Origin of the sequence: Daejeonella lutea (genome assembly GCF_900168015.1) — a bacterium.
GTDB classification, from domain to species: Bacteria; Bacteroidota; Bacteroidia; order Sphingobacteriales; family Sphingobacteriaceae; genus Daejeonella; species Daejeonella lutea.
The window spans coordinates 127,791-154,688 of record NZ_FUYR01000002.1; the positions used below are offsets into that span (position 1 = coordinate 127,791).

The window sequence follows — 26,898 nt, forward strand, 5'->3', positions numbered from 1 at the left end:
GCCTAAATAAATGCGGATTAAAATTATGTAATAATCTATAAATACCAAGCCGGAATCATTCTAAATTACTCTATGAAGACATACTCGTTTCAAAATGCGTATTTGACGCAAAACTTTTCATTCCATTTAAGGTTAACAATACAACTATTCTAATAACAACTAAACTTTTTTAATATGAACAATATATTTCGTGGCTTAATCGCCGGATGGGGAGCATCAAAACTTGGAGGCGGTTGTCTTGGAACCGTAGTTGTATTTGTAATTATCTGGTATGCACTAGGCCATTGCTAATACTTTCGAATGTTACGGTATCTAATAATCATTAATACCGCTATAATTAAAGTAACTACTAACGCCATTCTCATCCTTCAAAGATAGCTTTCAATTTCTTTTAATCAGAAAAGGATATTTGAATACTAATATTATTAGCATAGATTTGCTCTATGGATGATAAGGAAAAGATCAAAGCCGCTGTAGCCATGTTACGGAAGCTCAAAAGAATGGTCGGATTTTTCATTAAACGGGATATCTCTGAATTAATTCAGCAGCTTGAAGCCCGTGAAGATTTTGAGAGGACGGAAATAAGAGAAAGAAAACAGCATTTCTAAATCTTATTTCCAGCCTTTTATACTATTTCGGACCGCCATTCTTAAAAACGTTATATATTTTTTTGCTTTGTTCCATCTTTTAGGACCATTCCTTCAGACTTTACATGTATACTTGAATGGATGTGCTTCTGTGCGTAATGCATTGATCTTTTCCCATTAATGACACTCCATTAACCTTCAAAAGTTAAATATTGAGTAATATTGCGGCCTCTATATGAGTTCCAAAGAAAAAATTGTCCTTCTCCTTTTGGCTGCGCTGAACTTCACGCACATATTGGACTTTATGATCATGATGCCATTGGGTAACTATCTGATGCCTTATTTCAAGATCTCCCCTCAGCAATTTTCAATGCTCGTTGCTTCATATACCTTTAGCGCTGGTATTGCCGGTTTCCTCGCAGCATTCTTTGTTGATAATTTCGATCGGAAGAGAGTACTATTATTCGGGTATATAGGCTTTTTATTAGGCACATTATTTTGTGCTCTCGCACCTACATACACTTTTCTATTGCTCGCAAGAATAGTTGCAGGAATTTTTGGCGGATTAATCGGGGCACAGGTATTATCAATTGTTGCTGATCTGGTACCGTATGAACGCCGTGGAATGGCAATGGGAATTATCATGGCCGCGTTTTCCGTTGCTTCCGTGTTTGGCGTACCCTTTGGTTTATATATGGCCAATTTGTTTAACTGGCATGGACCGTTTTTCTTCGTTGCCGGATTTGGCGCACTACTGGTGCCTTTTCTCATGCGTTATTTACCAAAAATGGACAAGCATTTAACCAGCAAGGAATCAAGGATCAGCCCTGTTTTATTGATTAAAGAAGTTTGGAGAGATACCGATCAAATGCTCGCTTTGGGCCTGACAGCCTCACTTATGCTTGGGCATTTTATGATCATCCCATTCTTTAACCCTTTTATGGAATTCAACATGGGTTACAGCAAATTGCAAACCCCCATGTTATACATGGCGGGCGGGCTAGCAACTTTAATTACATCTCCCTTCATCGGAAAATTTGCAGATTCAGTGGGGAAGCACAAAGTTTATATTATCATGGCAGTCGTTTCAATCTTTCCTGTAGCGATATTGACTAACCTTCCGCCAATGCCTTTTTATATGGTTCTTTGCATTTCAGGTTTATGGTTTATTTTCTCCTCAGGTAGATCTATCCCCGCCCAGGCAATGGTCAGTAATGTCGTTTCCCCAGAGCGACGCGGCAGTTTCATGAGTTTCAACTCCTCTGTTCAGCAAATATTTGTAGGCTTAGCTTCTGTTATTTCAGGTCTGATCGTTGTAAAAAACCCTGATAACAGCATACAGCACTACGAGCTCACAGGCTATTTAAGCATCTTCATAACCCTTCTAACTCTCGTTTTTGTTTTTAAACTGGATACCCGGTTGAAGGCAAAACTTTCCGGGAATGTAATCATCAATCGGGAAACGGGCAATAAGTAATCAGTTACTGCGCATTAAACTATAGCGGAAAAGTGTAAATGATTGGGTAATCAGTTTCAGTTGGAGAGTTTTTGGTGGGTGTTAGTTACTGGTTGTTAGCAGTTTGTAAGAATGGACAGGAATTCTCAATTTTTGATTTTAATTCTCAACTCCTCTAAATCTTTTTCGGCACCAGTTTCGGACTAACCAAAGCCATAGCCGTCCGGATCATCGGCTTATCTTTTGCGGCCAATACTACATTAACCACACCCTTATTACTTGTCGGCACTCTGATTGCATTCACCTGCAGCTTCATCAATGCGGTAATTTCAGCAAAATCAAGTGGGCAAACAATCATCCTTTTACTGACGTCCGATTCGCTGAGTGAGATAATATCATTATCAGAAATCAATTTCAGCTGTTTACCATCTTCCATGGTCAGAATAATTTCTGTTCCCTTTTTAACAGTTACAGGTTGCTGAACATTGAGTTGGAGGAAATAGTTTTCGTCAACGCTTCTCACATTAAAGTGAAGCTTTACAATGTCCCCTTCTTTAAAAGAGTACAGTGAAGTTTGCTTGATGAGCTCTTTAGTGAATTTGTCGACTCTGTTAACTGCAAGCACAGGATTTTGCGCCCGACCGGATAAAGAAATTACTAAGAATAAGAATATCAATACAATAGAGCGCATGAAAACAAATTAATATTCCCGCAAATATACCTATAAAAAAGATTTTATTTGGAAACCGTGTCTCAAAAAAATTCGTTAGTACCTGTCTAGGAAACTGTAGATAATTTTATGAAAGAAACAGCATCAGCAAAGGCGAAGGCGATAGCGGCAAATATTAGAAAGCTTAGGGAATACCGTGATTATACCCAGGATTACCTGGCAGCGAAACTAGCAATATCTCAAAATGCATACAGCAAGATCGAACTTGGATACAGCAGAATAACCCTCGAAAGATTGTTTATCATTTCTGCCGTTCTGGAAGTGAATCCTGCAGATCTCATCTCAACCGAAACAGACAAGCTTATTAACCTTATTAATTTTTAAGAAAAAATCTGACAGGAGTTATTTATAAACAGCAATTTCGTCGCAGAACAGCCAACTTTTACGGTTTGGAAATGCACGCCATTTCGGAAGTTCCTCAAGGTTTCTGGCTCGTAATTTAACGTACCGGCCCTGCAACTTCTTAGAGAAATTGATAGTGTAGCGATGGGTTTCTGTGCTGTACACCTCTTCAGGGGCAGCGAGATTTAAACTCCCTGCCTGGTGATAGTTAGTATCGTCAACGGAAATTTCTACACTCAGATTCAATGGCAGGAAAGACCAGTGTCTTTGATCTTCAAGAAAGCCTGCTGAAAGCGAACCGACTTCCATCACCTTGCCCAAGTCAATAATAACCTCCATATCGGTACCATACCAGCCAAGGTAATTATATTGGAAACTATTATAACCCGGGCTTCCGTCTGTTAATCCCTTTGTTCCCTTGCCGGGATATTCCACACTAAATGGAATAACCGCTTTGACATCAGCACCGAGTGCTTCATGGATAATTGGTCCCTGACGAAAAATACCATCCCATTCTTTAGCGTATGTATCCAGGGTGTGCCCCCCCTCTGCAAGAACTTTGACTCCCGCCCTCCCGGCAGCTTCCAGGAAACGCTGCACTTTATTTTTAAAGCCCGGTCTAACCGACCACTCATCCCCCGAACGGATAAATAGGCCGTGCCTTTCCAAACCGTAAAACCTTGCTTGTTGTATCACAGCATACTCCAGCGCAAGCCTTTCTGCTTCCACATTTTCAGCAAATGGAGTTCTGCTACCAGCTGCTTTTGATGCGTCGTCCAGGATGTCAGAATATCGATCGATTCGTTCCGGTGAAAGCCAGCTATTCCATTCTATGACGGGGTCGCCATAAATATCCAGCAAACGACCACTTTTTGTAAGCTCCTTATTCAATTCGTCGATGTAACGCAAAATGTGTTGCCCGGCCTCACCGTAATATGCCTTAATAAAATCCTCAAAATGAACCTTATTGTCAACTTTGGGCGCCCAAGAAGCCTTCGCAAGAAGATAAGTCTTCAGGGCGGAAAATTCCCCTCGGCTGCCCTCCGTTCCTTGCACAAATATCCCCCTGACATTATTATCAGCAAAAAATTTCATGTTTTCATCCAGATAATGCAGATTGGGAAATGGGCTCTGATAATTTGTGTATTGAACCACATAATCCCACACCATTAATGTTCCTGTGATTGCCGACCAGCTCCTGACACTGTTTCTAAATAACGCTGCGCGCGGATTACTGGAAATCGGCTTTGCCCGATCCAAGCTTATTGATGAGAGCATCACACTGACATTTGCCGCAGGCTTTAAATTAACCGGTGGCAGGGCACTGTAGAGATATGCCAGTGTGGAGATAGTTTTATCAGGAAATTTTGCCGCAACCTTGTTTGCAAAATTTATGACAGATCCCTGCGGTCCGCCGTACCTCTTATCGATAGCTTCGCATTTAGAACAGGTACAATACCCCAAACCATCATTCTGGCTTACCGACCAGAGCTTTTTGTCGGGCTCCTCCAGGATAAGTTTACGCAGATTTCCGGTTAGAATACTAAGTACCTCAGGATTACTTAAACATAACTGTGTATCAGTTCGCTGCCCGTTTACAAGGGCAAAGTATTCGGGCTTAGTTTTAAAATACTGGTTAGGAGAAACCAGCTTAAAAAAGGTATGACCCCATAAGCCGAACTCATCCTCAAGTGTGTGTAATTTATGCCAATCACGGAACTCTTCATCATATTGATCCGGATAATAAACTGACCGAAATGATAATACAGGATTTTGGATATCGGATATCGCGGGAAGACTTATCGACGACTTTTTAGGTACAAATTTGAGAACTGCTGTAAACTTCCGGCAATCCAGATAATTCTCCAGAAAATGGTAGACGCCATACAAAACGCTTTTACCATCCCCGCCATATATAAGTAATTTCGTATTTCGGGTCTTGATGACAAATCCTTCGTTTGTTAACTTCTCAGTACCTGAGCCGCGATTTGTTTTTCCAATACAGAGCTCGTTGTCTGCGCGTGCATTACCATCAGTAACAATCGGAAGGCTGGCACCAGAAATATCTTTAATATAGGATTGAAGTACTCTCGATGCTTTTTGCTCAAAGCTAGTTGCGCTTTCAGGAATTACAATCTTATAAGATGATCGTGCATCTGATACAAGAACAAGCTGTGAACTGGCAGTAAGCCTCATTGTAATAAGAAATACAATCGTTAAAAAATATTTCAAGTTGCATTAGAATTTGTGCTGGAAAGATACGGAAACATCGAATTCGTTACGCGTCTTTCCTGGTGTATATTCCTGTTTATTCCATGTCCCGAATAGGCCCAAAATACCTCGGCGGAGCACAGTCTTCTGATAACCCAGAGTAAATCGCAAGGATTCGAGAGTGACCCGGTCCAGAAAGTCAAAGTTTCGGGCTACATCTTCGGGAGAAAAACCATATCCCGCAATAGCGGTTAGATAGTCGTCAGAATTATCGTTAAAGTAATATCGGTTTGTGAAGATGTAAGACCCTACCAATTTTCCGTTGCTGGCCGTTTGAAATGTCTTTATGTTTGCCCAATATTTATTAAAATACTTTCCCACCGCACCGGTAAAACCTTTGAAGTCTGAATCTGCATTCAAATACCTGATACCAATTTCTGATTCCCAACTTTTGCTTAATGGGAAGAAATAAGAATATGAGAATTTTATTTTGGGGAAAACAAATGAATCTGAAAAGGCCAGGTTAACGAAGGAATAGGTTTTTCCATGCTTCGGATAAGCCTCCAATTCGAATTGGTACCCCTTACGATTAACCCTGTCGGCATAGTTAATTCGTCCCAGCATTGAGATTCCTTTTTCCTGGCGCATATAAAACAAACTATACAATGCCCAGGGGTTTCGTTCGGGCTGATCAAACATCGTGACTGAAGTACTCAACCCTATCCTATTCTGACGGCTGAGCAGAAAAGTTTCATCGCGTATCGCGACAATTTGACTAGTAGATGTATTTGCTTTCACTAATGAATCTGCCAGCAAATATGCTTCCCTCATATCTCCTTCTAATTGTAAAAGAGAAAGTTTTTTGGTAAAAATTGAAGCATTATTCGTGTAAAAATTCAGACCAGAATCAATCAATTTTCCAGCCGAGTGATAATCTTTCCTTTCCAGGTTAATGTTTATTGCAAGATTTCTGGCCACAGTGTCTGCCGGGTCAACTCGTAATATATCTTCATAGCTGAGCAGTGCCTTTGCAGTGTCTCCTTTGCTCATCAGATATTTACCCTCTGAAAATCTGATATCCTTATATAAGTAAATAAAATTTGTATCGACGGGATTATTTGTCAGAAGAGAACCCGCAATCCAGACAGCTTCATCATACCTTCCCATTGTTTTTAGCAGATCTGCTTTTTTTACCCTTATCTCCCCTGACGAACCTGCTCGCTCAATCGCGTCTGCATACTTTAGGGCATCGTCATTTCTGCCTAAACGAACGCTCAGGTTGAAAAGAGCGTTTAACGCTTCCATGTTGCCTGCGTGTTTTGCCAGCACCTTGCTATACTCAGCGATGCCTTCTTCATCCCTACCACTTAATACATAAATCCTTCCCAATAGAAGACGAATATCTGTGTAATCCGGACTAATTGCCAGGGCTGATTGCGCCAGAGCTATTGCGCGGGGATAATTTTTGTTAATGTTTGTTTCATCGAGGGCCTGTTTAAAAAGTTCATCGGAAGATATTGCCTGCGCAAATGATGAAAAATTTATAATAAGGCAGAAGCCTATGGTGAGTATGTATAACAATCGTTGACGCATCTTTTCTTAATCTATAGCAACTTTTTTCTTTTTAAATCCAATTCTTGTCATCTCACCCCAGTTAAGCTTCCGGTTGGAAAAGAAGTAAAAGTTACCGCGCAGGGAGAAAAAAAGTACAAGGGGGTGATAAACAAATGGCTCTACAATTGCTGCAAGGCATAGCTTAAATACCTCCCTTTTCTTTTCATACTTCATTCCTGCCACTTCGTCCCAAAGAATGGCCATTATTGTGATCATCACAGAAAAAGAATAAACAAATGCAAGCAGGATCAACGCATAAATCCATGTGATCTGTCCTGTAATTGCCAGGTATATATAAAATATTATCCCACCGGCTTCAATTAATGGTGCAAGCCACTCAAAGAATACCCAATAGGGAAATGTAAGCAGACCAAAAACTTTATATTTCGGGTTAAAAAATACCTTTCGATGAATCCATAGGGTTTGAGCCAGCCCCTTAGTCCAGCGGGTCCTTTGCCTGGCGAATATTCTTAACGAAGAAGGGACTTCTGTCCAGCACAGCGACTCTGGGATATAGGTAACAAGGTATTTTTCCTTATGATCTTCCATCCACACTCTCATCCTGCCAATTAGCTCCATATCCTCACCAAATGATTTATGATCATACCCTCCAGCAGATAATACAACTTCTTTGTCAAACAAGCCAATTCCTCCCGAAACCAGCATTAAGCCATTGATTTTGCTCCACGCCATTCTTCCGAGTAAGAAGGCGCGAATGTATTCCAGCTCCTGGAACAGTGGGAGAAACTTATTAGGGACCTTTACCTTTTTGAGATATCCATTTTCGACTTCGCATGAGTTAGAAATACGGATTACCGAACCAGTTGCAATAACCCGGGTTTTCTCCTCCACGAATGGCCTCACCATCTTGATAAGCGTATCTTTATGAAGAATACAATCCATATCTGTGCAGAGGAACAACGGATATGACGAAGCATTGATCCCTGCATTGGACGCATCAGCCTTGCTTTTTCCATTGTGTTTATCAATAACTATGAGTTTTGAATAAACCGGGTTCTTTGATTTGTAGATACCTTTGACAGGCTGTGTCTTAATTTCTTCATGATAGTAGTAGCTACTCTCGGCAAGTTCATACTCGTCTATCAGCTTTTGAAGCGTATCGTCAGTACTTCCATCGTTAACAATAATAACTTCATACTTAGGGTAATTAAGCGACAGCAAGGTGTGGACGCCATTGATTACAGTTCCAGATTCATTAAATGCGGGTGCTATCACCGAAATGCCAGGTACGTGCTGAGAGTTCAGCAAAGCTGAATGATTAATGTACCAGCAGCGAAGGTTATACTTTCTTATCTCAATTACGCTCAGTATTACAAGCGTGAGGTAGCTGAACATTATAAGGACACTATAGTAAAATATAGCCTGTTCAAAAATAAGGCTTATCCAAATGCTTAGAGTGTCCATGTTAATTTAGCGCTTCAGTAAAATGATTGATAAGGCCTTTTTGGACGGCATGCTCCTCCTGGAGTTCATTTTTTACCTCATACGCCACAACGGGTGGGTGTGAAGTGATGGCTGCTGCTGCACTTTTTATGATCAGGAAATCTTCGGCCTCCATGAATTTCTGCCTGATAAAGTCAACAGAATTCCCACTTGCAATTAAACCAAGCGAAATCAAAATTGCCGCCTTGTTTTTAACTGGCTCAAGTTGGTAACGATTACGTAAACTGGATTCGGCTTCTTCTGCATTTAATGCCCCCAGGGCTTCAATAATTCGGAGCCTTATAAAATCATCCTGGGCGTTAATAACCGCCAGCAATTCCTGGATAGCGTCCAATTGCCTGTAATCAACAATGAGTTTGATACCCAAGAGCACCAGACTGCGATTTTCCGACCTCAGAAAGGTTTTGAAGCTTGGAATTGTTAAACCAATTGTATTAAAGATCCCCTCGACCAGCATCATTTGCTGCCATTCGCTCAGCTCTTCCCTTTCTTTCGACATCACCTCGAAACAATCACGCGCACGCAACCTGACTAATGCTATATAGGAAGCCACCCTGACATCCTGATTTTTATCATTAACCAATTTATACACCTCTAAAAGTGACATTACGTCCTTCATTCGCTGCACTTCCGTTAGTCCCTGCGTTTTCAAAAACCATAAGGGGCTTTGAAGCTTCTTAAGACTGAATTGCCGAAGTTTAAGCCGGGAATAGGTTGCATTCACGATTCGACCTACCGATCCTGTTAGATTCGTTTGAAAATAGACCAGCAGTCTGATCATGGATTTCCGGAAAATCTTGTTCTTGTTTTTTAGAACATCCAGAATCGACAAAGTTTTACTCAACTCTTTTTCTGAAATGTCTGATACAGAATCGTATATAAAAATCCGTTCGCCTAAGGTTTCAAGAATTGCCTCATCGGCCATCTTCTGAATTTTCTGCCGTCTTTTTTTAATCACCCGGTTGACAAATATGACAGCGATTGTGCAAAATGTCAATATTGCTGAGATAATTGCCACGAATGCGGCGAAACGGATAATCTCAGGATAATTATGATTAACTACGGCATTTAATTGGTTCATTTGAGAGCTTTTTCGGTTACCTTAAGCCGCGGTGAGGTCCGATAGAATGAATTGCTTTAGTTTGGCAACAACGACATTCAATGAGAATGGTTTAACTATATAATCTTTAACCCCAGCTTCCAGTACATCCACAACCAATTCATCTGATGCCAGGGCTGTAAGGACAAAAATGGGTGTTTCACTGTTATGCCTAGTTTTCTTTAACTCTGCGATCAATTCAAGCCCTGCAATATTGGGGACCATTATATCGGCTAGAATTATATCGTATTTTTTTAATTGAGCCTTCCTTAATGCACTGATACCGTCCAGCGCCTTATCAACTTTAAATCCCTCTTTCGTTAATCTTGATTCTAATAATTTGTTTATTAATAATTCATGATCTACTATTAAAACTTTATTTTTCATAATACCCTCTTATCCTTTCGATAGCTGTCTTATTCCCTTATAAGTTTTTATGCTATGTAATACCCTTAACGCAATTGGTGTGCCTCAATGAAACTTCATCCCCGTAACCGAGGACGAAAGGTTAAACATTTAAGTTTTAGAGCCTGATTATCAAATGCCTAGCAAGTTGGATAAAAATTATAATTGTAAGTAAATAAAGGTCCAATTGGGAAATTATATAGGCCTATGTGCCCTAAAAAAAGCCCGGCAAAAATAGATTGCCGGGCTTAAAGCTCGTGTGGAATTAATTAGTTGGAGAGCCTTCAGGTGCTTTTCCGATAAGCTCCATGAACTGATCAAGTTTTGGTGTAATGATGATCTGGGTGCGTCTGTTTCTTGTTTTTCCGGACTCGCTATCATTACCGGCAATCGGATTATATTCTCCACGGCCACCGGCTGTAAGCCTTTTCGGGTCAACGCCATACGTGTTTTGAAGGGCCTGAACTACCGACGAAGCACGCAATGCACTTAAATCCCAGTTGTTACGAATGTTCGTTTTAGTGATAGGCACATTATCCGTGTTACCTTCAATGAGCACATCATAACCCTGATAATCTTTAATGATTTTGGCAATCTTGCCCAGCGTTGTTCCAGCCTGATCGGAAATTTCATAGCTTCCTGATTTGTACAACATATTATCTGAAAGGGAAATATAAACAACCCCCTTCAGCACCTGGACATCCACATCGCCCAGCTCTTCGCGGCTTAATGATCGGGTGAGGTTATTAGTAAGCACCATGTTAAGAGAATCACTCTTATTCTTTGCGTTAACTAATTGCTTGATATACTTGTTGGAACTGTTGATCTCATCAACCAGCTTGGATATGTTCACATTTCCCTGGTTACTGGATGTCAGGCATTTATTGAGGGCTTCCTGTAGCTGGGTTGCATTGGCCTTTTCTGCAGCGATCTGCTCTTCCAAGCTTTTTACCCTTGCGGTTGTTCCTGACAAGCCTTGCTGGCCTGTCTGATACCTCTCGTTCAGCTCGCGGTTGCTTTCCTGTAACTGATTGTAACTTGATTGAAGGGCGGCATAATCTTTCTTACTTACACAACCCTGTGCCAGCACGCCGGTTATCAGCATGGCTGGTATTAAAGTGGTAATCTTCATAACGTTGACTTTTGTTAAGACAACAATTCAACAATTACGGTACCACAAATTAATTGACAATGGAGAATTGAGAATAGACAAGTGACAGTGGACGTGGTAATAGAGCAGCATTTGTGAACTGCCAACTGTCAACTCCCAACCCTCAACTTATTTAAACTTTCTTTGGAGGTAGATCGAACGCTACCGCCTCATGCTCAAAGTGCCCGTTATGCGATCCGTCACAAAATGGCTTATTCTTTGAAAGACCGCATCTGCAAATAGAAAGAACCGTTCTTCCCTGCAGCCCATATGCATTCCCGTTTCGGTCGACGATTTCGAAATCGCCCTCAATTTTAACTGACCCGTTATTATTGATCGTAAGTTTTGTCTTTGACATCTTTAATTGGTTTCTGGCAAAACTAAAATAATACCCATCGCAGACACAAAATGATTGCTATTTAGAAACATTCCGTTTCAGACGGCCAGGCATAAAATCATTTGCCCGCACCTGGAGCGGTCTCCACGTTTGCTTCCCCAAGTTTCCATTCATGATCAAAGAAACCCGCCATTTCTACGCCGCTTACGCCCGAATTAAGCATGCCTAGTCTAAAAATCATCAGATCCGGGAATCCGCTGGCACCAGCGAAATACTGATTTCCATTAGCTGCCTTCATACCTTTAATGCCGCTTCCTGATATTACTGAGACAGAATTATCGGTGGTGCCTGCTATGGGCCACACAAAATAGGCCGCAAGGTCGTCACCTGTAAAAATCTTTTCACCAGCTTTTATATTTCCACTGCTTACTTTGATCGGGCAGTCGCTGAGCAAGCTATTCCATGCTGAATTTGTTGAGGAATTCCCGATCAACACCACGTTCCTGCCTGCAAACTTTAAACGGGAATATTCCTTATCGGGAATAATGTCGACTGCGCCGTTCCCGCGATAGTACCAGGTTTCAGCATCAAACACTGCCTTTTCGCGACTCCAGTTTTTCTCTTCCTTATTTCCTGAAGTGCCGTAGACAAACACCATGTTCTTATTGAATCCGTCTTTGAAAGTTCCATATCGGTGTGGCCCTTTCTGCTGATCAGATGGAGCCGAAACTAAGGTCCAACTGTCGGATGCCTTTCGAAGGAACACACTATCAGAAGCACTCCGGATTTTGTAATTAATTGCGGATTTATCTAAGCTGATCGTAATATTAGAATTCATTGAGAAATCTTTAAGATTGAGTTTCAGCAAACTGATATTGTCTGTCGACCCAGATATTGTGCCAGCTTTCAAATTACGGTTAAGCTTTAGTTTACTGTATTGAAGTGGCATATTCTGCTGGTGTATGGATGCCCAGCGATAGCTCGGGGAGATTCCGGGGCTGGCAGTCATAAAATCTATCGTATTGACTGCAGTATCCGCTGCAAGCTTATGCCATTTAAGGAAATCAAACATAGGCTTCCAGTCTACACTTTCACTTCCGTACCAGTGCGATCCACCCGGATGCTCGTAGTAGCTAAAATCAGGATGAAAGGTAGAAAGTTGCTGGCGCATCTGGCGTGCATAATTCACTGACACGGTGCGATCATCATCACCATGCATTATATATACTCCCAGCTGCTTGTAATTCGTGGCCAGTTTCGGCACATCGCTCTGATTGCTCGCCCTAAGCAATACCCGTCCAATCGGACTTGCACTGCTGTCTGGTATCAGACCATCTGCAGATCCGTACCCTTTTAAAGTCGGGTATCCCGCAGCCGGGGCAATAGCAGCCCATTTATCGGGATAGGTTGCTCCAAGAAACCAGGTACCGTGCCCTCCCATCGAATGCCCTGTCAGGTAAATATGCTGGGGATGAGGAGCAAATTTTTTCATGGCAAGTGCCAGAACCTCAAGAGCATCTATCCTGCCCCAGTCTTCCCAGTTAAAGCCTCTCGGTCTCCTGTTTGTGGCAGCAACAAGGTTTCCCCAGTCCTTCGACTCATAAGCCCTCGCCTGGCCGATTGCTTCTACTCCCGCCCCATGTACAGAAAGAAAAAGAGCGGATCCTGCTGTCCTTTGTCCCGTCTTCGGCACTACCGCATAGTACTGCAGACTACCGTCAATCCCGCTGATGAAGGTGGTAGCGTATTTTTCTGTAGAATCCACACTTTGGATCTTAACGATCTTCGTGTCTACAATCTTTCCATTTTGAATCAGAGTGACTTCGCAATCATGCATTCCCTTTGAGGTAGCTCCTTCACCGTTCAAGCTGAAAATCACCTTTCGGGTAGAAACAGGTGGTACAACGCCAATTACGCTGATCGACTCCTTTCCTTCAATCCGGCTTTTTATCTGCAGGCCCCTAAGCTCTGAGCCTGAAGTATTAATCACCACTATTGCCGCCTTCAGATTGCTAGCGTCTTCACCCGGAACAATAAATGGTAAGGTAGGATCTCCGATATCGAGCGAAACCGGCTTGACAGGAAACGACAGCGACGCTACAATTCCAGCACCGCGAACGTAGAATTCATTTTGCCCTTTAAGCAATCGCACAGGGACATTCATCCAGCCGGAAGCATAGGGATCGCCGGCATGCAATTCCCCGTTAACGTAGACTGCACTGTTACCCCGAATATTCAGAATCGCTGGCTGGGCTTTTGGTGAAGAATAGGTCAAATACACATAACTATTTGCGCCGCGTCCGTTGAATCTTCCGGAAGTGTCAGCCGAAACAGATGTCCATTTTACTTCCTGCCCCTGGTCGTTCTTACCGAAAATAGCGCCTGCTGCAGGCCTGGTAAGCATTCCTGTGTAAAGTTTGTAAGCAAGATTATCAGTGTATAGTGCCTCTCTGCCATAACGTGCACCAGCATTAACCATGAGACCTGTATTAAAGGTGTGGATATCCTGAGATCTGGCAAACAGTGGAAATATGAGAAATAAAGAAAATAGACAGGTTTTCAAAGCTTTTGACGTGTGGTTTGTGGTTTTCATAAATATTTGGTAGTTCTATCTCCAATATACAGTTCTTGGTGGATAGTTAATGATGATTTTGCCGTTGCGCGTGGGTGTCGTTCCCCGATTTATAGGGAAAATCTCAGCAATTAACTTATGACCTGGTTGCCGTCCCAAACCGCCTTTTCCTGAAAACTCAACTCGAGATCTTCTTCAACTTTAGCCCGGCCAGGGCTCAGCGTTAAAAAGTAAAGGATCATTAAACCTGCTACTGACAAACACGCCAGATTACCAGTCAGGAAGAAGGCGATCGCAGCGAACAAGGTTGGTGCTTCCATAAAAGCTACCCGAACAAGGAATGCCGACGAATACGTCGATAGTTTTTCTTTTAAGTTAGATTTTGCTGCTATATCAGCGAGCTGGTTTTGAAAGATAGTCCGCCCGCCCAGGAACCCAGCCACAGCAAGAAAAGGTGCGACATAGAGGTACACATTTCCTTCGTCCTGCAGACTAAAATATGGGTTTTCCCGAGCAACAAGCACGGCCACAATAAACAGGATTTGTGAAGACAGAAATGCAGAGTAAATGATTTTGAGCGTTTTCAAGTATGAATCAGCGCTCGTTGTGAGGCTTTTGTTCATCGTTTGGGAGTTAGGTTTAAGGTTTTAGGTACGGCAAACTTTATAATATATGGTAATCGAGTAAACAGTAATCAGGTGATCGGTAATCAGAGATCAGTAATCAGTGCCCGGTAATCAGTAGTCAGTAATCAGTAGTCAGTAATCAGTGGCAGGTAATTAGTATCGTAAATCTGTCATTGCGCAGCGAAGCAATCCCAAATCACACTCTTACATTGCACCGCAGTACCTCTTACTTTCACCTTTCAACTCTCCACTTTCACCTTTCCACTTTCAACTCTCCATTCTCCATTCTCCCTCTCAATTAATTAAGTCCCCTACTCTTCAATAACGGCTTAATATCCGGATCATGTCCGCGGAAGTCGCGGTACATTTTGCCAAGCTCAATCGTATTCCCCCTTGAGAGAACCATATCGCGGAAACGCTGTCCATTCTCACGGGTCAGTCCGCCATTTTCCTCGAACCATGAGTACGCGTCATCGGCGAGCATTTCGGTCCATGAATAAGCGTAGTAACCGGCAGAATATCCGCTATTCCAAATATGGTTGAAATATGTGGAGCGGTAACGCGGCGGCACCTGCGGTATATTTAATCCCGTTTTAGTCAAAGCTTCCTGCTCAAACTTCAGGACGTCCTGTAAAGGCAGACCCGGTTTAAGGCTATGCCATTGCAGATCAAGATTATGTGCGGCAAGCACTTCTGTAAATGCATATCCCTGGTTGAATGCTGCTGCTTTTTTGATCTTCTCCAACAAGCTCGGCGGCATTGGCTCACCAGTTTTATAGTGCACCGCATAGTTCTTGATCACCTTTGGATCCATCGCCCAATTTTCATTTACCTGCGACGGGAACTCAACGAAATCGCGTGCCGTAGCTGTCCCGGAAAGGCTTGGATATTGCTGACTGGCGAAAAGTCCGTGGAGCGCATGACCGAATTCATGGAACATTGTGCGCATATCCGAATAGCTGATCAACGCAGGTTGCCCCGGTGCCGGCTTCGTGAAATTACAAACATTATAAATTACAGGCTTGGTTCCCAGAAGCTTCGACTGGCCAACCATATTACTCATCCAGGCTCCGCCCCTTTTATTATCGCGCTTGTAATAATCCCCATAGAACAAGGCCATGTGGGTGCCGTCTTTGTCGTATACATCAAACACACGGACATCCTCCTGGTAAACAGGTAAGTCTTTACGTTCCTTAAATGTCAGCCCGTAAAGTAAATTTGCTGCGTAAAACACACCTTTCTGAAGCACATTATCAATTTCCAGGTAAGGCTTGATTTCATTTTCATCGAGATCATACTTGGATTTTCTCAGCTGTTCAGCGTAATAGTTCCAATCCCAGGCCTCCAATTTGAATCCACCGTTCTGTTTATCAATAACCTGCTGTAAAGCGGCAGCTTCTTCTTTTACTTTGGCTGTAGCGGCCGGAACCAACTGCGCAAGGAATTTCTCAACCGTTTCCGGTGTCTTAGCCATCTGGTTCTGCAGCTTCCAGGCTGCAAAGCTTGGGAATCCGATCAGGCTGGCTTTCTGAGCCCTGATCTGGGCCAGGCGTGCAATCACAGGACGGTTATCGTTCGCATCGTCCTTTTCTGTACGGCTCCAGGCTGCTTCAAAAAGCTTCTGGCGGGTTGCACGATTCTTTAGTGATGCCAGGTCGGGCTGCTGTGTTGTGTTCTGTAAGCTCAGCAGGTATTTCCCGTCATATCCGGCGGTCTTTGCATTTCTGGCAGCGACCTCAATAGCAGCATCTGTTAATCCGGCTAATTCCTCTTTAGTATTCACAACCAATGCGGCTGCTTTCGATCCTGCCAAGAGCTGCGCCCCGAATTTGGTACGAAGGCTCGCTTCTTCCTGGTTTAATTTCTTTAATACCTCTTTATCCGCCTCAGACAGCTTCGCGCCGGCGGTTACAAAATTCTTATAATAGTATTCAATCAGACGTGCTGATTCTGCATCCAGCTTTAACTTCTCCCGCTGATTGTAGATTGCCTCTACCCGTTTAAAAAGCTTTGTATTAAGATAGATGGCATCGTTATTTGCTGAAAGGCGGGGTGCCATCTCCTGCTCGACCTTCTGCAGTTCCGCATTTGTATAAGCACCGGTAAGTACATTGAGTACCGCGTTCACCCTGCTAAGCAACCTTCCGCTTTTCTCCATCGCAACCAGGGTATTTTCAAATGTCGGAGCGGCAGTATTATCCGTAATTCTGCGGATCTCCGCCATCTGCCGCCTCATCCCTTCCTCTATTGCCGGTTTGAAATCGCTGTTTTTGATTTTGTCAAAAGCCGGGGCATGAAACGGGAGGGTGCTGGGTGCATAGAATGGATTTGATTTGTCCAAAGTCGCAACTGTTTGTGCGCTCAAGCCCGTAGATTGACTCATAATCACTATAGCTGATATTATGCAGGAAGTGTATTTCATAATCGGTTTTTATCGGTGTTAGGAGCCGGGGATTAAATAGACAATTTAAGAAAAAAGGAAGGATATCGGGTAATAATGTAGAATAAATATTATTGAATTTCCCAACCGCCTCGTGCCGGCGGACTAGCACTTACTTTCCCTTCAGCTGGAAAGTAGGCAAAGAGCCGCGCCTGCCTGATATTTGTTGTAAATCCACATTTTAGCCCCCTGGGCGCAATCCAAGCCGTGCGTATATTACTGCAAGAAATGAATGTGTCTGCAACACTTCTGCATTGCTTAAATGGCTGGTAAACTTTGACAGACACATTTGGGGCGAAAACGCGCCTTTACTGCCAAATCTCAGGAGGTCGAGTTCTGCGACTTGCAGAGACAGATGTCCTATTAATGTCAGCTAACCAACGACGAGCACGAAAATACGCTAATGTACTCGTACGAGAATCGACCCCTCAGCCCCGCAATAAGCGGGACAGCTCCCCTTTAAAAAAGAGGAGCACTAGCGTACACACCGCGAGCCGCAGGCGCGCACCTCTACACCAGCTAGACTATGTGTACGTTTCTTAGGCCAAACCACCGAATCTCCGTTAACGTTTTTTCTCTGCCTCGGCTGGTGCGGGTTGCAAAAGCTAGGCCCCAGCAGTACCTTTCGAAGCAGCAGACGCAGCGGTGGGGTTTTGCCTACTTTTGGCCTAAAGCAAAAGTAGGTGCCCTTCCGGCACGAGGCGGAAAATAACAAAAAAAAAGGCTGCTAAAACTTAATTCAGCAGCCCTCTTTTATAGGTAAAGGTTAACAATTATTTTTTAGCCCACCACAATGGTGTAAGCACCGCGTCCTCTCCTGCCAGGAATCCGACAGCCTGAGCGTAGCCTTTAGCATTGCTGTTTTTCAAACCAGATGGATATCTCAACCTTTGCGGGAAGTTTTTCACACTATTGGTCATGAAATTAGCTGAGGTTAGGTTAGGCAGGTTAACCAATGGGTTTTCAACCGCCGGGTTCTCAAAGAATGGAAGCCCAAGTCTGCGGTGATCACTCCAGGTTTCTAGTGGCAACCATGGGGTTTGCGCAATAAATTTCTGAGTAATGATCTTGGTTAACTGGTCATTTTTCACAGTACCATTTTTGTAGATCGTGTTAACAGGGTAAAGGATCTGTGCAGTTCCAGCAGCATTGGTGTAACCATCAACATAATTCATGGTACGTGATGCAGGTGGCTCAGCTACGTGATCCCAGCTCGCCGAAGTTCCGTTGTTGTTAAACTCAGTTGAAGCTAAATAAGCAGTGCTTGTAGCCCCAACACCCCAATGATCCAGGTTAGCTTTTACACCAGCTTCGTATGCAGCTTTCGCTGACATTGGTGTTGCCCATCCTCTCACAGCGCCTTCAGCTAAAAGGAAGTAAGTTTCCCAGTTCGCAAAGAAAATACGTGAGCTAGCACTTGTTCTGAACTCGTTTGAAAGTCTCGGCATCGTACCGTTGAACGCTCTTACGTTATTCCTTGAACCAGGAACTCCCCAGTCGCCGCTCGTGTAAGCATTCCAGGTATTTTTAGCATCAATTGTTTTAATCGCGGTTGTACCGTTAGTTAACGTCTGAGTTGTAGTTTTCGCCGTATTATCCCATGATGGGTACGAGTTGAAATTTGCATTAGCAACATCACCCGGGATGATAAACGTTTTTAAAGCTCTAGGGTCAACTTTGTTTGGAAGACCATCTAACCAGTAACCTGCAAACGGATCGTTAGTCTTCATCGTAAAATGATCCTGAAGACGCATACCGATGTAATTATCCGGTTTAACAGCTGCTGTTTTATCGGCACTCACCTGGCTCGCAGTTGTAATACCGCCCAGGTTATATGTAGTGTTACGGTAAGCTGCACTCATGATCTGAGCATTCCACTCACGGCTCATAACTCCGGTCAACGCATCCCAACCACCTTTTTCTGCAACTTTAAACATCTGGTCAGAAGTCAGCAATAACTCGCCTGCCGCAGCTTCTTCAAAAGCAGTCTTAGCTTTAGCAGCATCAACTTCCGATAAACGCATAGCTAATCTTAGGCGCAAAGAGTTTGCATATCTTCTCCATTTGTTATAATCATAGCCAAATGCAGGATCTTGTTTTTTAACCACATCAGGGTTAACCACAGCCATATCTAATTTAGAGCTGGCATCCTTTAATTCATCAAGTAAGTGATAGTAAACGTCTTTCACACTAGCGAATTCCGGATTTGTTCCCTGGAAGCTATTGATTGGAATAGGTCCGAAGTTATCAGACAACTCGCTCATCAGATATGCACGCCAGATACGGGCAACCTGGATCAGGTTCTTGGTGTACAGTTTACTGGTACCCTTTGTTACCTGCTCATTACCAACCTGGATTGCTGAGTTAGCAGCATTCAACCAGCTGGCGATGTAGCCATTGTAGTAATCTGATGACCATCCATCATCATAACCACCACTGGAAATTCCACCGCCCATTTGCTGGCGGCCCGCAGTTTTCCAGTATAATACAAACACACGTTCCGCGATGTGTGGATCCATTTGTGTTGATATGATACTATTATTGATGAAATAGTCTACCTGCACCTGATCGGCACTAGCTGCCAGTGGATTGGTATTTATTTCGTCGAATTTTTTACATGATGAAGCTGCAACCAACGTTGTGATCAGCAAGCTCATTCCTAAATATCTCGTTTTCATCGTTTACTTTTTAAATATTAAAATCCTAAAGCCAGGTTAATTAAGAATGTACGCATAGTTGGCAAACCTGCGTTTTCGAAACCTGTTGCGTTGCTATTAGTCGCGTACACTGACTCAGGGTCAATACCGCCCATATGGCTCTTTATCATCCAAACGTTGTTAGCTGATACACCAAATTTCGCATTTTTAATCGGGCTCTTAGCTAATAGTTTTGGCGATAAGGTGTAGCTCAACTGAACATTTCTCAAACGCACATTACTTGCATCGTAAATGTTAGCCTCAGTAACCCCTAAGTTATTCGCTGTTGCTACTGCCAACCAGTAATCCTGTGGAGTAATTGTTTTAGTATTCACGGCGTAACCACCAGAACCATTACTTACTACACCCTCAGCAACAAAAGGATCTCTTTTGCCACCTGGAGCAGTAACAGCACCAGTACCGCTTGATTGCAATGCAACGTGAGTTGCAGAGAAGATCTCGCCGCCAATTCTCGCATCAACAAGGAATGAAAGGCCAATACCTTTGTAATCAAACGTGTTGGTAAAGCCCAGAAGTGCTTTCGCTTGTTGGTTACCCAATCTTACAATTTCCGGATCACGGGTTGGTGCTCCGTTCGCGTTCAGGATAACCTGACCGAAGTAAGGACTTGCCTGATCTTTAACTCTCGAGAACCTGGTACCGTAGATCTCACCATATTTCTGGCCAACTACCGCAACAACAGCTACGTCATCAAAACCACCAAGATTATATCTTGTAACACCTTCAGCCAAGGCTTCAACAGTATTATTATTACGTGAGAAATTGAATGAGGTATTCCAGTTGAAACCATTTGGTTTGCCAAATACTCTGCCGTCTACAACAAATTCAAATCCTGTATTTTGGATATCACCTGCATTTATCTTCTTAGCGGTATAACCACTCAAAGGATCCATAGGAAGATCAATCAGCTGACGAGTTGCATTTGTTTTGTAGAAAGAGAAGTCTAAGCCAATACGGCCTTGCAGGAATCTCATTTCAGTTCCTAATTCAAGAGACTTGATCAGCTCACTGCGTACGCTTGGATCGTATAGCACACTATTACGACCCGCAGTAGTGTTTCCGTTAGGATCTTTACCAATGTTGAAGGTGTTGTACAACTGGTATGGAGCAAGGTCATTACCAACCTGGGCATAGGATGCTCTTAACTTACCAAAGCTGAACCAGCTTGGCAAGGTAGAACCCATAGAAGTCAGCATATCAGAGAATACATATGATAAACTAACAGATGGGTAGAAGAACGAGCGATTCTCAGGGCTCAAAGATGAAGACCAGTCATTTCTTGCTGTAGCGTCAAGGAATAAATAATCATCAAAGCTAATCTGAGCACTGCTGTAAAGCGAGTTGATACGGCGCCTTGAAATGCCTTCGCTAACTCCCGCCGGAGTAACACCATTATTTAAAGAGAACAGGTTTGGTACCACAAGCAATCCAACACTTGAGCTTAATGAGCTGAAGTTTGATGCCATTAAGTTACCTCCTACAGAAAGCATACCGCCGAACTTACCGAAAAGATTATCCTTTCTGGCTGAGATCAGGGTGCTGAAGTTAGTTTCTGAGAATGTTTGTTTTCCCATGCCATAACGGCCACTAGCTGCAATTGGGCTACCAGCATATACGTTCGACTGGGTATTGGTAGTATACATATCGGCACCACCTTTCACCTCAGCATTTAACCAGCTATTGAAATTGTACTTAACCGAGCCGTTAACGATAAAACGATCTCTGGCATCCTGGTTCAGGTTGTACTGACGGCCCCAGTATGGGTTAACCTGGCTTCCTGCGCCCGCAAACCAAAGCATGTTACCTGAAGGGTTTACAGCACTTTCAAATCCGGTAATATCCATTGAGCGAGGCAGCATGTATAGCGTATATGCACTGCTGTTATCACGTCCACCAATCGGACGGTTGTTAGCCAGAGTATTGCTGTACTGAATTTTAGTATCAGTTGACCAGCGGTCGCCAGCACCAAATTTACTCACAGCCCTTGCAGTTAAGTTGTTACGCTTAAGTTTTGTTCCCGGAACGATACCTTCATCTTCCAGACGGTTATAAGAACTGTACACAGATACGTTCTTGTAATTCTGCTGGAATGAGATACTGTTGTTCATGTTAGTACCCTGCTGCATGTAGTTATCTACGTTATCGTAGATGTTCAGCGGCATTTGCTGACCATTCCAGCCGGTTACCATCTGACCTGTTGCAGCTGGCCCCCAGCTTGCAGTTTCAGTTGCATTATAAACGCCTGTACGACCCTGACCAAAAGAATTTTGCAGTTCAGGATTGGTGAAGATGTTCGACATACCGAATGAAGATGACACCTGAATTCCTAAACCTGGTTGTGAGCGGCCTGATTTTGTAGTGATCAAAATGACCCCGTTACCAGCTCTGGAACCGTATAGTGCCGCAGCTGATGGGCCTTTCAACACTGAAAGAGTTTCAATATCATCTGGATTGATATCCGCAATACCATTACCCATATCCAGTGAACGGTTCCAGTAACCATTATCCGGAGCACCGGTAAAGTTATCAATTGGCACACCGTCAACAACGATCAGAGGCTGGTTGCTGCCGGTAAGTGAATTGCTTCCGCGAAGTAAGATCTTTGAAGATCCTGCAGGACCATCACTTGATCTGATTACCTGTAAGCCGGCAACTTTACCTGTCAGGGTATTTGCAAGGTTAGGTTCTTTCGCTGAAACCAGGGTCTCACCTTTAACCTCCTGTACACCATAACCAAGCGATTTTTTCTCCCGCTTAATTCCAAGTGCAGTAATTACTACTTCACCAAGCTCACTTTCGCCCGGTGCAAGGGTAACGTTGATTGATTGCTGGGAACCAACCGTGATCTCCTGGCGGCCGGAACCAATCATAGTGAATACCAGAACATCCGCCGGACTCGCAGTGATCGAGTACTTTCCAGCAGCATCCGTCTGGGTTGCTCTGTTCGTGCCTTTTACGGTCACGGTAACACCGGGCACCGGTGCCGCATTTTCCACCACCGTTCCGGTAATGGTTCTTTGTGCAAACGCACTAATGCTCATCATTACGAGCAGAAGCACACTTAAACACCTTAGGTAGTTTTTTTTCATGTTGTTGATTTTAAGTTAATTGTTCTGGTTAGTAATTATTGTTTTTCTGGTTTTAGTTACTTTGAAAGGAGAAATTTCCTGTTAAGACTTCATCAAACTGACTGTTTTCCACGACCAGACTGGCCGCAGCCAGCAGTTCGGCATTATCGGCCAGGTTTGATAAGACTATCGATGTCTGATCCGCAATGCGCGGTATACAAAATTCATTGATCGCCTGCTGTATTGCGGGAAGAAGCATTTTACCTGCCCGGGCACCGCGGCCACTGAGTACGATGCATTCGGGGTTCAGGATATGAATTAAAGTGGATAAGCCCTTCCCTAACTGGAAGCAGCCTTCAGCTAATATAGATACAGCCAGGGGGTCCTGCTGAATTACCGCATCCAGGAAATGCTCACCCGGGTGCTTGGATTCGTCCTGAAATAATTTGTGCATGCTGGATCCCGCACCTTGGGCCAGGGCCTCTTTAGCTTTCTCCACCATTACCCATAGTGAAGTATCCACCTCAAGGCATCCCTTCTTACCGCATGAACACAGATTATCTGTTTTTGAAAGGGGAATATGACTGAACTCCCCTGCATAGCCGGTACTACCACGGTATAATCCACCTTTAATAATTACTCCCAGGCCAGTACCCCAGCCCACGTTAACTACTAAAGCATCCTGCATTCCTACAGCCTCTCCAAAATGGAGCTCGGCCAGGGTAATAAGACTTGAGTCATTATCAATATAAACAGGAAGTGCCAGTTCAGCGCTTAGGTAGTCGCCTAAATGACTGCCGTCGGGTGTTGGAAAATATGAATTATTGATCCCTTTCTCGGCATTAACCAGGCCCGGCATACCGATGCCTACACCAATCAACGAGCCGCGATCTAGACCTGAAGATTCTATGCTTGAATTAATAAAGCTTAACAGACCATCAACTGCCTGATCATCATCCTTTATGTTCAGGTTGAGCAGCTGCAGCTGAAGAACAACTTCATTCGCAAGGTTGAAGATAACCAGACGGGTGATCCGCTGATCCATGGCTACGGCTACAATAAATTTCTGCTTGTCAGGATTCAATAAAAACATGAGCGGCCGGCGACCGCCAGTGGATGGAGCAAGGCCCTGTTTAGTCACATATTTATCAGCAATTAAGGAATTCACTGTCGCGGTGACCAGGGGAACGCTGCGCTGAGTAAGCTTACTAAGATCCGCCAATGAAAGCGTTTTCTTGTAATAAAGATATTTAATAATATCAGCTCTTAAGCGCTGAGTATTTTCAACTTTAACAGACATTTAATTTCCTCGTAAAACAAACTTAATAAAAGAAAATAAAAGAACGCCAAACTTTTTAATAATTTTATTAAGCTAATTATATAATGTCAATAGCCGCCAAGAGCAATATTTATTTTTCAGAGAGCCCTATCTAAAGAATAAACAGGATGTTATTTGGTGCAACTACTTCCTGCGGGAACGTACACTTCTCTGATTTCGCCTAATTTTACCTATTTTTCAATAGCAGAAATCAGGCTCAGGATATCTTCGATTCTGGTGAAATTAACGGAATGGTTTTTCATATAAGCACTGATCTGATCTTTCTTAGCCGGGAATATCTTTGCCAGGCTTTTTTGCGAAGCCGGGATGAAGAATGAATTTTTATCACCGAAATAGTAGATCGGTGCGTTAGAGAATATGTGTTCTATTTTAGGACTCAGCTTCAGAATGCCTGAAACATCCCCGAGGCTGGCGTAGGTCTCAATACCTGCTGTCGGACTAGCTATGCCCATCGCGCCAAGCTTTTTTTGGTTCACCATACGAAGGGGCCGCTTCAGTGCAAGACTAAACTCCGGGCTATCTTTTATTAACTCAAAGAAACCATCATGGAACCGGAACCGGCTTTTATCGATCACCACCTCTTTAATGAGATGGTTATCCACCAGTTCAAGGGTATCGCCTTTAGGGCCGATGAACTCCATGCGATCACTTAAAGTGTTATAATTTAGAGTTGCCCTAGTACTGCTGCCGTCCTTGAAGTATACTCTGGAGGGCAGGAAGGTAGGATTGCGGTACACATATTTTGTTTTAAACTCCAGAGGTGAATCTCCAGGCTTATAAGTAATGGTATACTGAGCAAGCGCCGTGCTGACACTCGCCAGCAGAGTAATCAGAAGTAGAGCCTTTTTCATGACTTAGAGGTAATCTATTTGAGATCAAGAAGCAAACGTCTGAATTAAGCTGTAATAGGTATGTGCATAAATTACCTTTTTGCTTGGCATAGAGACATTTACATTGGCATGAGATGTCCTGCTATCGAGATATTGAGACCGGTGAAACCTTTTTGTTCTCTTCCCGTAAGCATGCCTAAACTGGGGAAAACATGACTTACCACTACAACATCACGAAGAACCGTGCATCAAAGGGTGCCCGCTTATTGACTGACAGGATCTTTTTATCGCTGTTGCTCTTAACCACACTGGTAATAACCTACTACAACACGAGCGAGGAAAATTTACTTATCGCCTTAACGTGTATCGTTTTATTCGCTGCCGGTGCGCTTGTTTTAAGCAGACGACAGAAAATCCCCTTCGTGGAAATCAGCAATGGAACCATGACCTACTTCGATACGGTGAAAGGAGAACTGATCTCTCTGCCGGTGAATGATATCACCCACATTAGTACCCGCTTCTGTGAACTGAATGTTCATACCGCAAATAATGTCCACTCCTTAAACCTGGACCTGATCAGGAGCGAAAAAGCGCGCTGGGAAATTAAGGAAATGATCAGAGAGATGACAAGGAGCCCGCAAAGGGAGCTGAGAATTGAGGTGGGGAATTGAGGCCCACAAATCCCTATCTTTAGGACCAATTCCTAAAATCGGGGTATGAACAACAAAGACATCAGCATCAAATCCAAAGAGCTCCTTTCTAATAACTGGTATAAGCTCTACAAAGTCACATACGACATCAAGCAAAAGAACGGGGAAACGTTAAGTCATACCCGCGAAGCATACGACCGCGGAAACGGTGCAACAATACTATTATATAATCGGGAATCGAAAACAGTCATTCTAACCAGGCAGTTCCGCCTCCCAACCTTTCTAAATGGTAACCAAAGCGGAATGTTAATCGAGACCTGCGCCGGCTTGCTGGACAAAGACAATCCTGAAGATTGTATCCGAAAAGAAACACAAGAGGAAACAGGATATAAAATCAGTGCAGTAAAAAAGGTATTCGAATCGTATATGTCGCCGGGATCAGTAACAGAGATCCTTTACTTCTTTATTGCGGAATATGATAAGGGAATGAAAGTTAGTGATGGAGGGGGACTCGAACATGAGCAGGAGAATATTGAGGTTCTGGAAATGGGCTTTGATAAGGCGTATGCTATGGTAGGCAGTGGCGAAATAAAAGATGCGAAAACAATTATGTTGCTGCAGTATGGGAAGATTGAGGGACTGGTAAGTTAGGGAAAAGTGGCAGTGGAGAATTTGAAACGCAAAGGTGATAGGTGAAAGGTAAACATTTGACCTCAGTGGGTATACTGTCTAACTTTCCCGGCAAGGTCGTCAATATCAAATGGCTTTGCAATAAAATCATCAGCCATACCAAGCTTATCGTCTCTGTCGAATAAGTTGTGTGAAGCAGAAATCATAATGACAGGAATGTGACCGCTTTTTGGGTCACTTTTAAGCGCTTTACATACCTCACGCCCGTCAAGGTCGCCGAGCATAATATCAAGGAGAATAACATCCGGAGAAAAAGCTGAAATAGTATCTTCAATTCCGCGGCCGCTGTCGCAGCACTTTACTTCAAACCCCTCCATATCCAACACAATACTTATGACGTTGAGTATATCCTCATTATCGTCCACAACTAGTACTTTCTTCATTTATGAGAACATCAGAGCATTTAATTTAAGTTTAATAAAGAGGAGCCGTCTAAAAACAGCTCCCCTATATTTTTCATAGTAGATTGCTGTATTAAGGCAATAATAATGCCACTTGCGTTAATTTGCGGTTAAATCACAATTAACGGGGATAGTCAGGGCCTATATTCACAAGGGTTATACTTGATTCC

General features: G+C 43.2%; 21 protein-coding genes. 5 read left to right on the forward strand and 16 right to left on the reverse strand.

Annotated elements, in window-relative coordinates; all coding sequences use genetic code 11:
* The first annotated feature begins 443 nt into the window (after positions 1 to 443).
* Together B5X60_RS18280 and B5X60_RS09540 are read left to right on the forward strand one after the other, a co-directional pair.
* Entirely contained in the window at positions 444 to 608 is a 165-nt protein-coding gene (locus B5X60_RS18280) for a hypothetical protein (protein ID WP_170878426.1), read from the forward strand.
* Positions 609 to 822: 214 nt separating this feature from the next.
* On the forward strand, positions 823 to 2,064 hold the full coding sequence (locus B5X60_RS09540) for an MFS transporter (protein ID WP_079702468.1): 1,242 nt from the start codon (positions 823 to 825) through the stop codon (positions 2,062 to 2,064).
* A gap of 154 nt (positions 2,065 to 2,218) precedes the next feature.
* Here B5X60_RS09540 and B5X60_RS09545 read toward each other — a convergent pair whose 3' ends face one another.
* Positions 2,219 to 2,734 (reverse strand): hypothetical protein, encoded by a 516-nt coding sequence (locus B5X60_RS09545; protein WP_079702469.1) that lies wholly within the window; start codon positions 2,732 to 2,734, stop codon positions 2,219 to 2,221.
* A gap of 108 nt (positions 2,735 to 2,842) precedes the next feature.
* Here B5X60_RS09545 and B5X60_RS09550 point away from each other — a divergent pair, with 108 nt between their 5' ends.
* Positions 2,843 to 3,097, forward strand: a complete 255-nt coding sequence (locus B5X60_RS09550) for a helix-turn-helix domain-containing protein (protein ID WP_079702470.1) — start codon at positions 2,843 to 2,845, stop codon at positions 3,095 to 3,097.
* Positions 3,098 to 3,115: 18 nt separating this feature from the next.
* On the opposite strand, the gene B5X60_RS09555 is transcribed toward B5X60_RS09550, so the two are convergent.
* The 14 genes from B5X60_RS09555 to B5X60_RS09620 form a co-directional block, all read right to left on the reverse strand.
* The gene (locus B5X60_RS09555; protein WP_139377434.1) at positions 3,116 to 5,347 is read right to left on the reverse strand and encodes a DUF4838 domain-containing protein; all 2,232 of its coding nucleotides are present in this window, start codon (positions 5,345 to 5,347) and stop codon (positions 3,116 to 3,118) included.
* 6 nt (positions 5,348 to 5,353) lie between these two features.
* Positions 5,354 to 6,919, reverse strand: a complete 1,566-nt coding sequence (locus B5X60_RS09560) for a YaiO family outer membrane beta-barrel protein (protein WP_079702472.1) — start codon at positions 6,917 to 6,919, stop codon at positions 5,354 to 5,356.
* Positions 6,920 to 6,925: 6 nt separating this feature from the next.
* Positions 6,926 to 8,365: a glycosyltransferase family 2 protein gene (locus B5X60_RS09565; RefSeq protein WP_079702473.1), complete on the reverse strand. Its 1,440-nt coding sequence runs from the start codon at positions 8,363 to 8,365 to the stop codon at positions 6,926 to 6,928.
* A 1-nt stretch (position 8,366) separates the two neighbouring features.
* Positions 8,367 to 9,485 carry a HEAT repeat domain-containing protein gene (locus tag B5X60_RS09570; RefSeq protein WP_079702474.1) on the reverse strand — a complete coding sequence of 373 codons (1,119 nt, stop codon included), beginning with the start codon at positions 9,483 to 9,485 and terminating at the stop codon, positions 8,367 to 8,369.
* A gap of 21 nt (positions 9,486 to 9,506) precedes the next feature.
* Positions 9,507 to 9,890: a response regulator transcription factor gene (locus B5X60_RS09575; protein WP_079702475.1), complete on the reverse strand. Its 384-nt coding sequence runs from the start codon at positions 9,888 to 9,890 to the stop codon at positions 9,507 to 9,509.
* Positions 9,891 to 10,173: 283 nt separating this feature from the next.
* Complete coding sequence (locus B5X60_RS09580; protein WP_079702476.1) at positions 10,174 to 11,040, reverse strand: OmpA/MotB family protein; 867 nt, start codon at positions 11,038 to 11,040, stop codon at positions 10,174 to 10,176.
* A gap of 151 nt (positions 11,041 to 11,191) precedes the next feature.
* Positions 11,192 to 11,416 carry a CDGSH iron-sulfur domain-containing protein gene (locus tag B5X60_RS09585; RefSeq protein WP_079702477.1) on the reverse strand — a complete coding sequence of 75 codons (225 nt, stop codon included), beginning with the start codon at positions 11,414 to 11,416 and terminating at the stop codon, positions 11,192 to 11,194.
* Between the two features lie 97 nt (positions 11,417 to 11,513).
* Positions 11,514 to 13,988 carry a carboxylesterase family protein gene (locus B5X60_RS09590; protein WP_079702478.1) on the reverse strand — a complete coding sequence of 825 codons (2,475 nt, stop codon included), beginning with the start codon at positions 13,986 to 13,988 and terminating at the stop codon, positions 11,514 to 11,516.
* A 110-nt stretch (positions 13,989 to 14,098) separates the two neighbouring features.
* Positions 14,099 to 14,590: a hypothetical protein gene (locus tag B5X60_RS09595; protein WP_079702479.1), complete on the reverse strand. Its 492-nt coding sequence runs from the start codon at positions 14,588 to 14,590 to the stop codon at positions 14,099 to 14,101.
* Positions 14,591 to 14,891: 301 nt separating this feature from the next.
* A complete protein-coding gene (dcp, locus tag B5X60_RS09600; protein ID WP_245803503.1) occupies positions 14,892 to 16,976 on the reverse strand; it encodes a peptidyl-dipeptidase Dcp in 2,085 nt (694 codons plus the stop codon).
* An 830-nt stretch (positions 16,977 to 17,806) separates the two neighbouring features.
* A complete protein-coding gene (locus tag B5X60_RS09605) occupies positions 17,807 to 19,711 on the reverse strand; it encodes a SusD/RagB family nutrient-binding outer membrane lipoprotein (protein ID WP_079702481.1) in 1,905 nt (634 codons plus the stop codon).
* Positions 19,712 to 19,728: 17 nt separating this feature from the next.
* On the reverse strand, positions 19,729 to 22,839 hold the full coding sequence (locus tag B5X60_RS09610; protein WP_079702482.1) for a SusC/RagA family TonB-linked outer membrane protein: 3,111 nt from the start codon (positions 22,837 to 22,839) through the stop codon (positions 19,729 to 19,731).
* A 52-nt stretch (positions 22,840 to 22,891) separates the two neighbouring features.
* Complete coding sequence (locus B5X60_RS09615; protein ID WP_079702483.1) at positions 22,892 to 24,118, reverse strand: ROK family protein; 1,227 nt, start codon at positions 24,116 to 24,118, stop codon at positions 22,892 to 22,894.
* A 209-nt stretch (positions 24,119 to 24,327) separates the two neighbouring features.
* Positions 24,328 to 25,008: a hypothetical protein gene (locus tag B5X60_RS09620; RefSeq protein ID WP_079702484.1), complete on the reverse strand. Its 681-nt coding sequence runs from the start codon at positions 25,006 to 25,008 to the stop codon at positions 24,328 to 24,330.
* Between the two features lie 191 nt (positions 25,009 to 25,199).
* Between B5X60_RS09620 and B5X60_RS09625 the strand changes: the two genes are divergently transcribed.
* Together B5X60_RS09625 and nudK are read left to right on the forward strand one after the other, a co-directional pair.
* Positions 25,200 to 25,658, forward strand: a complete 459-nt coding sequence (locus B5X60_RS09625; RefSeq protein WP_079702485.1) for a hypothetical protein — start codon at positions 25,200 to 25,202, stop codon at positions 25,656 to 25,658.
* A 45-nt stretch (positions 25,659 to 25,703) separates the two neighbouring features.
* Positions 25,704 to 26,288 carry a GDP-mannose pyrophosphatase NudK gene (nudK, locus tag B5X60_RS09630; protein ID WP_079702486.1) on the forward strand — a complete coding sequence of 195 codons (585 nt, stop codon included), beginning with the start codon at positions 25,704 to 25,706 and terminating at the stop codon, positions 26,286 to 26,288.
* A gap of 62 nt (positions 26,289 to 26,350) precedes the next feature.
* Here nudK and B5X60_RS09635 read toward each other — a convergent pair whose 3' ends face one another.
* Complete coding sequence (locus tag B5X60_RS09635) at positions 26,351 to 26,710, reverse strand: response regulator transcription factor (protein WP_079702487.1); 360 nt, start codon at positions 26,708 to 26,710, stop codon at positions 26,351 to 26,353.
* Positions 26,711 to 26,898: the final 188 nt, after the last annotated feature.

What these genes read in the sequence shown, in the direction of transcription:
- B5X60_RS18280 (WP_170878426.1), top strand. Translation starts at nt 444, where the DNA reads ATGGATGATAAGGAAAAGATCAAAGCCGCTGTAGCCATGTTACGGAAG.
- B5X60_RS09540 (WP_079702468.1), top strand. Translation starts at nt 823, where the DNA reads ATGAGTTCCAAAGAAAAAATTGTCCTTCTCCTTTTGGCTGCGCTGAAC.
- B5X60_RS09545 (WP_079702469.1), bottom strand. Translation starts at nt 2,734, where the DNA reads ATGCGCTCTATTGTATTGATATTCTTATTCTTAGTAATTTCTTTATCC.
- B5X60_RS09550 (WP_079702470.1), top strand. Translation starts at nt 2,843, where the DNA reads ATGAAAGAAACAGCATCAGCAAAGGCGAAGGCGATAGCGGCAAATATT.
- B5X60_RS09560 (WP_079702472.1), bottom strand. Translation starts at nt 6,919, where the DNA reads ATGCGTCAACGATTGTTATACATACTCACCATAGGCTTCTGCCTTATT.
- B5X60_RS09565 (WP_079702473.1), bottom strand. Translation starts at nt 8,365, where the DNA reads ATGGACACTCTAAGCATTTGGATAAGCCTTATTTTTGAACAGGCTATA.
- B5X60_RS09570 (WP_079702474.1), bottom strand. Translation starts at nt 9,485, where the DNA reads ATGAACCAATTAAATGCCGTAGTTAATCATAATTATCCTGAGATTATC.
- B5X60_RS09575 (WP_079702475.1), bottom strand. Translation starts at nt 9,890, where the DNA reads ATGAAAAATAAAGTTTTAATAGTAGATCATGAATTATTAATAAACAAA.
- B5X60_RS09580 (WP_079702476.1), bottom strand. Translation starts at nt 11,040, where the DNA reads ATGAAGATTACCACTTTAATACCAGCCATGCTGATAACCGGCGTGCTG.
- B5X60_RS09585 (WP_079702477.1), bottom strand. Translation starts at nt 11,416, where the DNA reads ATGTCAAAGACAAAACTTACGATCAATAATAACGGGTCAGTTAAAATT.
- B5X60_RS09590 (WP_079702478.1), bottom strand. Translation starts at nt 13,988, where the DNA reads ATGAAAACCACAAACCACACGTCAAAAGCTTTGAAAACCTGTCTATTT.
- B5X60_RS09595 (WP_079702479.1), bottom strand. Translation starts at nt 14,590, where the DNA reads ATGAACAAAAGCCTCACAACGAGCGCTGATTCATACTTGAAAACGCTC.
- dcp (WP_245803503.1), bottom strand. Translation starts at nt 16,976, where the DNA reads ATGAGTCAATCTACGGGCTTGAGCGCACAAACAGTTGCGACTTTGGAC.
- B5X60_RS09605 (WP_079702481.1), bottom strand. Translation starts at nt 19,711, where the DNA reads ATGAAAACGAGATATTTAGGAATGAGCTTGCTGATCACAACGTTGGTT.
- B5X60_RS09610 (WP_079702482.1), bottom strand. Translation starts at nt 22,839, where the DNA reads ATGAAAAAAAACTACCTAAGGTGTTTAAGTGTGCTTCTGCTCGTAATG.
- B5X60_RS09615 (WP_079702483.1), bottom strand. Translation starts at nt 24,118, where the DNA reads ATGTCTGTTAAAGTTGAAAATACTCAGCGCTTAAGAGCTGATATTATT.
- B5X60_RS09620 (WP_079702484.1), bottom strand. Translation starts at nt 25,008, where the DNA reads ATGAAAAAGGCTCTACTTCTGATTACTCTGCTGGCGAGTGTCAGCACG.
- B5X60_RS09625 (WP_079702485.1), top strand. Translation starts at nt 25,200, where the DNA reads ATGACTTACCACTACAACATCACGAAGAACCGTGCATCAAAGGGTGCC.
- nudK (WP_079702486.1), top strand. Translation starts at nt 25,704, where the DNA reads ATGAACAACAAAGACATCAGCATCAAATCCAAAGAGCTCCTTTCTAAT.
- B5X60_RS09635 (WP_079702487.1), bottom strand. Translation starts at nt 26,710, where the DNA reads ATGAAGAAAGTACTAGTTGTGGACGATAATGAGGATATACTCAACGTC.